Genomic DNA, 9388 nt, shown 5'->3' with positions numbered 1-9388 from the left:
CGTCTACCACTTCATTTTTGCACAACCGGCGGGGGGCCTGGGGTGGGCGCGGCCCCCCACGACGTCACACCCGCCTCGGTAGGGCGCGAATGGTCACCCGTGCTAGCCTTGTCAGTCGACCGACCCGACGCATCACGCCGCTACATCAAGCAGTTGCAGCAGCCGCGCCGGGTGCACAAAGTGGATCCCATCCCACCCGAGTCTCGACCGAGCGCCAAGGCGCCGACGGAGTCCGGGTTTCCGGTCGGGCGGAGCCGTTCCCATGAACGGCCTCGCCCATCCGTGATGGCCTCCACCTGTGCTCAGGATGGGGGCATTTCCCGTTCCTGAGGGTCGCACCGACGACTTCCTAGGAGCACCACCATCAGCGAGCCTCGCATCAACGATCGGATCCGCGTCCCCGAGGTCCGACTCATCGGTCCCGGCGGGGAGCAGGTCGGCGTCGTCCGCACCGAGGTTGCCCTGAAGCTTGCCCAGGACGCGGACCTCGACCTCGTCGAGGTCGCCCCGGATGCCCGCCCGCCCGTCGCCAAGCTCATGGACTTCGGAAAGTTCAAGTACGAGTCCGACATGAAGGCGCGTGAGGCGCGGCGCAACCAGGCGAACACGGTCCTCAAGGAGATCCGGTTCCGCCTGAAGATCGACCCGCACGACTACGGCACGAAGAAGGGCCACGTCGAGCGCTTCCTCTCCGCCGGCGACAAGGTCAAGGTCATGATCATGTTCCGCGGCCGTGAGCAGTCCCGTCCGGAGATGGGCGTGCGCCTGCTGCAGCGGCTCGCGGAGGACGTGGCGGAGCTCGGCTTCGTCGAGTCCATGCCGAAGCAGGACGGCCGCAACATGACCATGGTCCTCGGCCCGGTCAAGAAGAAGGCCGACGCCAAGGTCGAGCAGCGCAAGCGCTCTGCCGAGGTCAACGCCCAGCGCATGACCAAGTCCGAGGCCAAGGCCGCCGCGGCCCGCGCCGAGAACCCGGAGTACGAGGACACCGAGTTCGACGAGGTCGAGACCGACGAGACCATCGAGGCGTACGCCGAGGCGGCGGCGCCGGTCGAGACGGCTGCGCCCGTCGAGCCGGAGCCGGTGGCCGAGGCGCCCGAGCCCGCTCCCGCCCCGGTTGCGGCGCCCGAGCCCGCTCCCGCCCCGGCACCGGAGCCCGTCGCGGACGCCCCCCGGCCGCCGGCACCGCGTCCGCCGGCGCCGCGTCCGGCAGCACCCGCGCCCCGCGCGGCGGTTCCCCGCCCGGCACCCAAGCCTGCGGCGCCCAAGCCCTCGGCCCCCCGCCGGGCCGGCTGACCGGGAGCCACAGACCTATCGACACGCGCCCGGCCCACCGGCCGGGCCCGCACCACGTCGGCCGCACCCGCGGCCGACCGACACGAGGAGAGACGGCAGTCATGCCGAAGAACAAGACGCACTCCGGCGCCAAGAAGCGGTTCCGCATCACCGGCTCCGGCAAGGTCATGCGCGAGCAGGCGAACGCCCGCCACTATCTCGAGCACAAGTCGAGCAAGCTCACGCGCCGGCTCGCCGAGGACCAGGTCGTCGCGCCTGCAGACGTCAAGAAGATCAAGAAGCTGCTCGGTAAGTGACCCGTCGGCGGCCTCTGCCGCCCGGACCCACCTTCCGGCCCCGAAGTAAACCAAGGAGCTACACGTGGCACGCGTGAAGCGGGCGGTCAACGCCCAGAAGAAGCGCCGTACGATCCTCGAGCGCGCCAGCGGTTACCGCGGCCAGCGCTCGCGCCTCTACCGCAAGGCGAAGGAGCAGGTTACCCACTCGCTCGTCTACGCCTACCGCGACCGCAAGGCGAAGAAGGGTGATTTCCGCAAGCTGTGGATCCAGCGCATCAACGCTGCTTCCCGCGCGCAGGGGCTGACCTACAACCGCCTCATCCAGGGCCTCAAGGCCGCTGGGGTCGAGGTCGACCGCCGCATGCTCGCCGAGCTCGCGGTCAACGACGTGGCTGCGTTCAACGCGCTCGTCGAGGTCGCCAAGGCGGCGCTGCCGGCGGACGTCAACGCTCCGGCCGCGGCCTGAGCGCCTTTTGCGCGACACATTGCGCAGCACCCCGGACGCCCGGACCGTGCCCCGCACGCCTGACGTGACGCTCGCCAACCCGCGAGCCGATCGCGTCAAGGCGGTACGGGCACTGGCCGGGCGTCCGGCGCGTTCCCGGCACGGGCAGTTCCTCGTCGAGGGGCCGCAGGGCGTGCGGGAGGCGGTGCGGTACGCCGCCGCTGACGTCAGCGACGTCTACCTCACGGACGCCGCGGCCCAGCGCTACCCCGAGATCGTGGCCGACGCCGCGGCCGCCCGGCTGCACGTCCACCTCGGCACGCGCGAGGTCCTGGAGGCCATGAGCCCCGACGCCCAGGGCGTGCTCGCGGTGCTGAACGCCACCTCGGCCACGCTGGAGGACGCGCTCGCCGCGCGGCCCGCGGACCGCTCCGGACGGCCGCTGCTCGTCGCGGTCCTTGCCACGGTCCGCGACCCGGGCAACGCCGGGACGGTGATCCGCGCCGCCGACGCCGCGGGCGCCGACCTCGTCGTCCTCGCCGGCGAGAGCGTCGAGGTGCACAACCCCAAGGTCGTCCGGTCCACGGCAGGGTCGCTCTTCCACCTCCCCGTGGTCAGCGGCCTCTCGCTGCCCGACGCCGTCGCACGCCTCCGTGCCGCTGGGTGCCAGGTCCTCGCTGCCGACGGGGCCGGCGACCGGGACCTCGACGACCTCCTGGACGTGGCCGGCCGCGCCGAGGCAGGGGGCGACCGCTCCGGTGCGGCGGACGCCCGCGGCGACCGGTCCGACGTCGGGCAGAGCCCTGACCTGGCGGGCTCGACCGCCTGGGTCTTCGGCAACGAGGCGTGGGGCCTGCCCGAGGAGGACCGGGCGCTGGCCGACGCCGTGGTCCGCGTGCCGATCCGCGGCCTGGCGGAGTCGCTGAACCTGGCCACGGCTGCGACGGTCTGTCTCTACGCGAGCAGCCGCGCGCAGCGCTGACCCTGCCTCTCTCGGCGCCGGTAGGGTCGCGGCCGTGCTGACCTGGTGGCTCGACGTCTGGGAGCGATGGGGTCCTGTGCTCAGCGCGATCGCCGTGGAGCCGCCGGGCGCTCGCGTCAGGCGCTTCGCGCTGGTCGAGGTTCTGCAGTACGCGCTGGACCTGGGTCGCGTCTCGTCCGTGGACGACGTCCTGCTCAACACAGCCGGGGCGTTGCTCGCGGCCGCGTGCTCGTACCGTTGGTGGCGGCGCGCGGGGTGACGGGCCCTAGGATCATCCGGTGCGTCTGTTCACCGCGGTGTTCCCGCCCGCAAACGTCCTGGACCACCTCGACCTCGCGCTGCACGGTGTCGGCGCGAACCTCACGACCTCGGACGCGAACCGCGGTGGTCCCCGCTGGTTGCCTCGCGAGATGCAGCACGTCACCCTCGCGTTCTACGCCGACGTCCCCGAGGGGAGCATCCCGGACCTCACCGACGAGCTCGCGGCGCTCGCCCGGGAGCACCGCCCGTTCGAGGTGCGTCTACGCGGCGCGGGCACGTTCTCGAGCAAGGTGCTCTGGATGGGCGTCGACGGCGACCTGGGCGCGCTGAAGGGCCTCGCCTCGGCATGCCTCGACGCGTCACCGCGCGAGGTCCCCGAGGACGTCAAGCCGCACCGTGCCCACCTGACGGTCGCGCGGGCGCGCGCCGGTCAGGTGAAGCCGCCGCGGGGCCGGTGGCGGCGGGCCCTGGACGGCCCGCGCTCCGAGCTCGAGCCCGCGGCGCAGGCGCTGTCGGTGTACGCCGGCCCGACCTGGCGCGTCGACTCGTTCGCCCTCGTCGAGTCCCGCTTGGGGGAGGGCCCGCAGAGCGGCCCCCTGTACACGCCGGTGGAGTCGTTCACCCTGGGGGGCTGAGGGGCGGCGCGAGCGGTTGGTCGGACACCGACACGTAGACGACGAAGGACACGAGCAGCGCACCGAGGCACAGGCCCAGGGCACGGGACCACGGGACGAAGGGCTGACTCGTGCGGCGCGGTGGGACCGACGGGCCCATCGACGTCGCGGGCGTCGAGCTGCCGCGCGAAACGAGCCAGATGAGCGCGAGCACCACCAGCACGAACACGACGACGCCGCCTCCCACCAGGGCGAGGGCGGCAACGCCGACGGCGGCCTCCTCGACCTCGTGACTCCCGGCAGGCAGGCGGACGAGCGTCAGGAGCGCCACCAGCCCGCCGCCGCCGAACCAGCGCCAGAACCGGGCGGGCCGCCTGGGACTGCCTGCAGGGTCCGCACCGGCGTCGCGGACGGGCGCGTCGGTCGGGCTCGGAGTGCCCCAGGCGGGCAGGTCCGACGTCGGACGGGTCGCGTCGTGCTCGGGACGTGCGTCCCGCCGGGGCCGGCGGGACGGGCGCAGGTCGCTGCCGAGGGTCTCGTCGAGCGGGTCGGTCGGCCCCGGCGCGCCGGGGCCGTAGCGGGGCCATCCTGGCGTGCGCTCGCCGGACGCGCGCCGTCGGCCCGGCGCGAAACGGGAGATGTCGTCGCCGCTCACGGCCCCAGTGTGGCAGCGGCGTGCGCGGCGGCGCGTCACCGCGGGCTCCGGACAGGAAAAGTGTGCCAAGCGCCCAGCTCCGACGAGTACGCGATTGCCTGGTGCGGAGCCCGCGTGGAACGATGGCGCCATGCTGTCGCTCACCCGCCGATTTACGGGGCCCGTCACGGGCCGCGCGGCGGGTGCTGCGCGCGGGCGCTGAGTCGTTTCCCCTGTGGACGACGCGTCCGGAGCCCTGGCGGGCACCTAGACTGCAACTGCCGCGTCGACCTGTGCTCGGGCGTTCCCGGGACGGGTCCGCGGCTCCCGACCCCGCCAGGAAGGCCAGCATGTCCACGCCCGATCCTCAGGCAAACGTCGACCCGCTCGACGAGGCCGCGCTCGACGCGGCCGTCGCGGTGGCGCTCGACGAGATCAAGGCCGCGCCCGACCTCGACGCGCTCAAGGCGGTGCGCACCGCCCACACCGGGGACCGCAGCGCGCTCGCCCTCGCGAACCGCGCGATCGGCGCGCTGCCCGGTCCCGACAAGGCGGCCGCAGGCAAGCTCGTCGGCCCCCGCCGCGGCGCGATCGCCCAGGCCCTCACCGCCCGCCAGGCCGAGCTCGAGGCCGAGCGCGACGAGCGTGTGCTCGTGGAGGAGTCCGTCGACGTCACGCTCCCGGTCCGGCGCTCCCCCCTGGGAGCCCGCCACCCGATCGAGCTGATCCAGGACCGGATCGCCGACTTCTTCGTGGGCCTCGGCTGGGAGATCGCCGACGGGCCCGAGGTCGAGGCGGAGTGGTTCAACTTCGACGCGCTGAACTTCGGTCCGGACCACCCGGCGCGCCAGATGCAGGACACGTTCTACGTCGCCGGGACGACGACGGCAGGCGCGCCGGAGGCGGAAGGTGAGCGTCCGGCGTCGGGCACGAACCTCGTGCTGCGCACGCATACCTCCCCGGTGCAGGCGCGCTCCCTGCTGGAGCGTGGCGTGCCCCTCTATGTCGCGTGTCCCGGCAAGGTGTTCCGCACCGATGCGCTGGACGCGACCCACACGCCGGTCTTCCACCAGGTGGAGGGCCTGGCGGTCGACAAGGGCCTGACGATGGCCAACCTCGTCGGCACGCTCGACGCCTTCGCCCAGGCGATGTTCGGGCCGGAGGCGAAGACGCGGCTGCGCCCGTCGTTCTTCCCCTTCACGGAGCCCAGCGCCGAGATGGACCTGTGGTTCCCGCAGAAGAAGGGCGGCGCCGGCTGGATCGAGTGGGGCGGCTGCGGCATGGTCAACCCGAACGTGCTGCGGGCCGCCGGCATCGACCCGGGCGTGTACAGCGGCTTCGCCTTCGGGATGGGGATCGAGCGGACGCTGATGCTGCGCCACTCGATCGCGGACATGCACGACATCGTGGAGGGCGACGTGCGCTTCTCCACGCAGTTCGGGACGGAGATCTGACGTGCCCCTCATTGTCAAGGACTGGCTCGCCGACCACGTCGAGCTGCCCGCCGGCCTGACGGCCGAGCGGCTCGCCGCGGACCTGGTCAAGGTCGGGCTCGAGGAGGAGGCGATCCACGGGGCCGCTGTGACCGGGCCGCTCGTCGTGGGCCGTGTCATCGAGCAGCATCCTGAGCCGCAGAAGAACGGCAAGACGATCAACTGGTGCCAGGTGGACGTCGGCGCGCTCAACGTCGACGGCGTGCCCGTCGCCGAGGGCGGGACGCCGCGCGGCATCGTGTGCGGCGCGCACAACTTCGGTCCGGGCGACCTGGTGGTCGTGGCGCTCCCCGGTGCCGTCCTGCCGGGCCCGTTCCCGATCGCGAGCCGGAAGACGTACGGCCACGTGTCCGACGGCATGATCTGCTCGCAGCGCGAGCTGGGCCTGGGCGAGGACCACGCCGGCATCATCGTGCTGCCGCGCCTCGGCTACGCGGAGGCGGACCTCACCCCGGGGCAGGACGCGATCGCGCTGCTCGGGCTCGGCGAGGAGGTCCTGGAGATCAACGTGACCCCGGACCGAGGCTACGCGTTCTCCTACCGCGGCGTGGCGCGCGAGTACGCGCACTCCACGGGCGCGAAGTTCACCGACCGCGGTGTCCTGACGGGCGCCGAGCCGGCCGCGACGCCGGACGGCTTCGAGGTGGTCGTGAACGATGCGGCGCCGATCCACGGCGTCACCGGGTGCGACCGGTTCGTCACGCGGATCGTGCGCGGCGTCGATCCGTCGGCGCCCACGCCCGCGTGGCTGAAGCACCGCCTCGAGGGTTCGGGCATGCGGTCGATCACGCTCGCCGTGGACATCACCAACTACGTGATGCTGGACCTGGGCCAGCCGCTGCACGCCTACGACCTGGCGAAGGTCGCCGCGCCGATCGTGGTGCGCCGCGCGGCGTCGGGGGAACGGCTCGTCACGCTGGACGACGTCGACCGCGCCCTCGACCCGGAGGACCTGCTCATCACCGACTCGCCGTCAGGTCCGGGCAGCCGGGTGCTCGGCATGGCCGGCGTCATGGGCGGCGAGTCCTCCGAGGTGAGCGGCACGACAACGGACGTGCTGGTCGAGGCCGCGCACTTCGACCCGATCACCGTGGCGCGCACCGCGCGCCGGCACAAGCTGCCGAGCGAGGCGGCCAAGCGGTTCGAGCGCGGCGTGGACCCGGTGCTCCCCGCGGTCGCGGCGCAGCGCGTCGTCGACCTGCTCGTCGAGCTCGGGGGCGGCACGGCGGACCCCGCGGTGAGCGACCTCGACACCACGGTGGCTCCGGCGCCGGTCGCGCTGCGGGTGACCGAGCCGGAGCGCCTGTCCGGCGTCGTGTACACCCCGGAGCAGGTGCGCAGCACGCTCGAGGAGATCGGTGCCACGGTCACGGACGGGCCGGAGGACACCTTCCTGGTCACGCCGCCGAGCTGGCGGCCCGACCTGACCGGCCCGGCCGACCTGGTCGAGGAGGTCGTCCGGATCCAGGGCTACGACCAGGTGCCGTCGGTGCTGCCTGCGGCGCCGGGCGGCCGTGGGCTGACGGCCGAGCAGCGCACCCGCCGCTCGGTGACGCGCGCGCTGGCGGAGGCCGGGTTCGTCGAGACGCTGTCGTACCCGTTCGTCAGCGCGGCGGAGTACGACGCGCTCGGCCTGCCGGCGGACGACCCTCGCCGGGTCAGCCTGCGCCTGGCGAACCCGCTGGCCGACGACAAGCCGTTGCTGCGGACGAACCTGCTGGTCACGCTCCTGGACACGGTGCGCCGCAACGTGTCCCGCGGCCTGACGGACCTCGCGGTCTTCGAGATCGGCCTCGTCACCCGCCCGCAGCCGGGTGCTCCGGTGGCGCCGTCGCTGCCCGGCGGCGTGCGTCCCACCGAGGACGAGCTGGCCGCCCTCGAGGCGGGCGTCCCGGCGCAGCCGCGTCGCGTCGCGGGCGTGCTCACCGGCCGCCGCGAGCCGGCCGGCTGGTGGGGTGACGGCCGCGTGGCCGACTGGGCCGACGCCGTGGCCGCCGCACGCCTCGTGGCCGAGAAGGTCGGCGTCGAGGTCATCGTCACGGCCGACACGGAGCACCTGCCCTGGCACCCGGGCCGTTGCGCCCGGCTCGAGCTCGCTGACGGCACCCTCGTGGGGCACGCGGGCGAGCTGCACCCGAAGGTCGTCGAGCGGCTGGGCCTGCCCGCCCGGTCGGTGGCGTTCGAGGTGGACCTCTCCGCGCTGGTCGCGGGCTCGTCCGGCGAGCCGGTCGTGGCCGCGGCCGTGTCGGCGTTCCCGGCCGCCAAGGAGGACCTCGCGTTCGTCGTGGACGAGTCGGTCCCGGCGTCCGTGGTCGAGGCGGCGATCGTCGCGGGCGCCGGCGAGCTCCTCGAGGACGTCTCGCTCTTCGACGTGTTCACCGGGCCGCAGCTCGGCGAGGGCAAGAAGTCCCTCGCGTATGCGCTGCGCCTGCGCGCCGCGGACCGCACCCTCGGCGCGGACGAGGTCCGCGCGGTGCGCGAGGGCGTCGTCGCAGCGGCGGCGGCGGGTGCGGGAGCGGTCCTGCGTGCCTGACAACTCGACGGTGCCCGCTGCGCGCACCGCACTCGTCACCGGCGCGTCGCGCGGCATCGGCCGCGCGGTCGCGCTGGGCCTCGCGCGTGCAGGGCTCGACGTGGCCCTGCTCGCGCGGGACGAGGCTCGCCTGGCCGAGGTCGCGGACGAGATCCGCGCGCTCGGCAGGGCCGCCGTGGTGCTCACCGCGGACGTGACGTCGCCGCAGGAGGTGAGCGCCGCCGTCGGGCGGGCCGAGGCCGAGCTCGGGTCCATCGACCTGCTCGTCAACAACGCCGGGCGCGTCGAGGCCGAGGGGCCGCTGTGGGAGGCGGACCCCGACGAGTGGTGGGGCGTCATCGAGACGAACGTGCGCGGCCCGTTCCTGCTGTCGCGCGCCGTCGTCCCCGGGATGATCGCGCGCGGCGGCGGCCGGGTCGTCGAGCTGGCGTCGGGCGCCAGCACGCACGACATGGCGGTCGCGAGCGCGTACAACGCGAGCAAGACGGCGCTCCTGCGCCTGGGCGCGCACCTGCACGACGCCGGGTACGGGCTGGGGCTGCGGTCGTTCGAGGTGGCGCCGGGCGTCGTCGCGACCGACATGACGGCGGGCATGCACATGCACGCGGGGCGGGCCGAGTGGACCCCGGTGGAGCGCACGGTCGACATGGTGGCGGCCGTCGCCCGCGGCGACCTCGACGCGTGCTCCGGCTGGTACATCCGCGTCACGCACGACACGCCGGAGTCGCTGCTGGCTCTCGCCCGCGCGGCAGGGGGGCAGGGGGCGTCCGCCACCGCGCGCCGCCTCCGGGTGCTGCCGGCGGGCGTCGCCGACCCGCTGGCGGCGGACCTCACCGGCCGCTGACGTCCGGT

Annotated in this window: 10 protein-coding genes; 9 read left to right on the top strand and 1 reads right to left on the bottom strand. The window is 73.9% G+C overall.

Annotated features, from left to right (window positions below; translation table 11 throughout):
• The first annotated feature begins 363 nt into the window (after positions 1-363).
• From infC to thpR, 6 genes are all read left to right on the top strand, one after another.
• On the top strand, positions 364-1296 hold the full coding sequence (infC, locus tag L1785_RS23310) for a translation initiation factor IF-3 (protein ID WP_308113391.1): 933 nt from the start codon (positions 364-366) through the stop codon (positions 1294-1296).
• Between the two features lie 101 nt (positions 1297-1397).
• The gene (rpmI, locus tag L1785_RS20135) at positions 1398-1592 is read left to right on the top strand and encodes a 50S ribosomal protein L35 (RefSeq protein WP_236091094.1); all 195 of its coding nucleotides are present in this window, start codon (positions 1398-1400) and stop codon (positions 1590-1592) included.
• A 64-nt stretch (positions 1593-1656) separates the two neighbouring features.
• A complete protein-coding gene (gene rplT / locus L1785_RS20130) occupies positions 1657-2040 on the top strand; it encodes a 50S ribosomal protein L20 (RefSeq protein WP_236091093.1) in 384 nt (127 codons plus the stop codon).
• A 46-nt stretch (positions 2041-2086) separates the two neighbouring features.
• A complete protein-coding gene (locus L1785_RS20125) occupies positions 2087-3001 on the top strand; it encodes a TrmH family RNA methyltransferase (protein WP_236091092.1) in 915 nt (304 codons plus the stop codon).
• 34 nt (positions 3002-3035) lie between these two features.
• Complete coding sequence (locus tag L1785_RS20120) at positions 3036-3260, top strand: VanZ family protein (protein WP_236091091.1); 225 nt, start codon at positions 3036-3038, stop codon at positions 3258-3260.
• 19 nt (positions 3261-3279) lie between these two features.
• A complete protein-coding gene (thpR, locus tag L1785_RS20115) occupies positions 3280-3897 on the top strand; it encodes an RNA 2',3'-cyclic phosphodiesterase (RefSeq protein ID WP_236091090.1) in 618 nt (205 codons plus the stop codon).
• Here thpR and L1785_RS20110 read toward each other — a convergent pair.
• Positions 3881-4531 carry a hypothetical protein gene (locus L1785_RS20110; RefSeq protein WP_236091089.1) on the bottom strand — a complete coding sequence of 217 codons (651 nt, stop codon included), beginning with the start codon at positions 4529-4531 and terminating at the stop codon, positions 3881-3883. The two genes, thpR and L1785_RS20110, sit on opposite strands and share 17 nt — an antisense overlap.
• A gap of 329 nt (positions 4532-4860) precedes the next feature.
• Here L1785_RS20110 and pheS point away from each other — a divergent pair, with 329 nt between their 5' ends.
• From pheS to L1785_RS20095, 3 genes are read left to right on the top strand one after another with little or no spacing between them, the layout of a single operon-like run.
• On the top strand, positions 4861-5964 hold the full coding sequence (gene pheS, locus L1785_RS20105) for a phenylalanine--tRNA ligase subunit alpha (RefSeq protein WP_236091088.1): 1104 nt from the start codon (positions 4861-4863) through the stop codon (positions 5962-5964).
• 1 nt (position 5965) lies between these two features.
• The gene (gene pheT, locus L1785_RS20100; protein ID WP_236091087.1) at positions 5966-8536 is read left to right on the top strand and encodes a phenylalanine--tRNA ligase subunit beta; all 2571 of its coding nucleotides are present in this window, start codon (positions 5966-5968) and stop codon (positions 8534-8536) included.
• Positions 8529-9380, top strand: coding sequence for an SDR family NAD(P)-dependent oxidoreductase (locus L1785_RS20095; protein ID WP_236091086.1), 852 nt, complete (start codon positions 8529-8531; stop codon positions 9378-9380). The genes pheT and L1785_RS20095 overlap by 8 nt, the downstream gene beginning before the upstream one ends.
• Positions 9381-9388: the final 8 nt, after the last annotated feature.

It is taken from the genome of Antribacter soli, assembly GCF_021568775.1.
GTDB classification, from domain to species: domain Bacteria; phylum Actinomycetota; class Actinomycetes; order Actinomycetales; family Cellulomonadaceae; genus Antribacter; species Antribacter soli.
This window is presented reverse-complemented; position numbering and strand designations above follow the sequence as displayed.

What these genes read in the sequence shown, in the direction of transcription:
- rpmI (WP_236091094.1), top strand. Translation starts at nt 1,398, where the DNA reads ATGCCGAAGAACAAGACGCACTCCGGCGCCAAGAAGCGGTTCCGCATC.
- pheS (WP_236091088.1), top strand. Translation starts at nt 4,861, where the DNA reads ATGTCCACGCCCGATCCTCAGGCAAACGTCGACCCGCTCGACGAGGCC.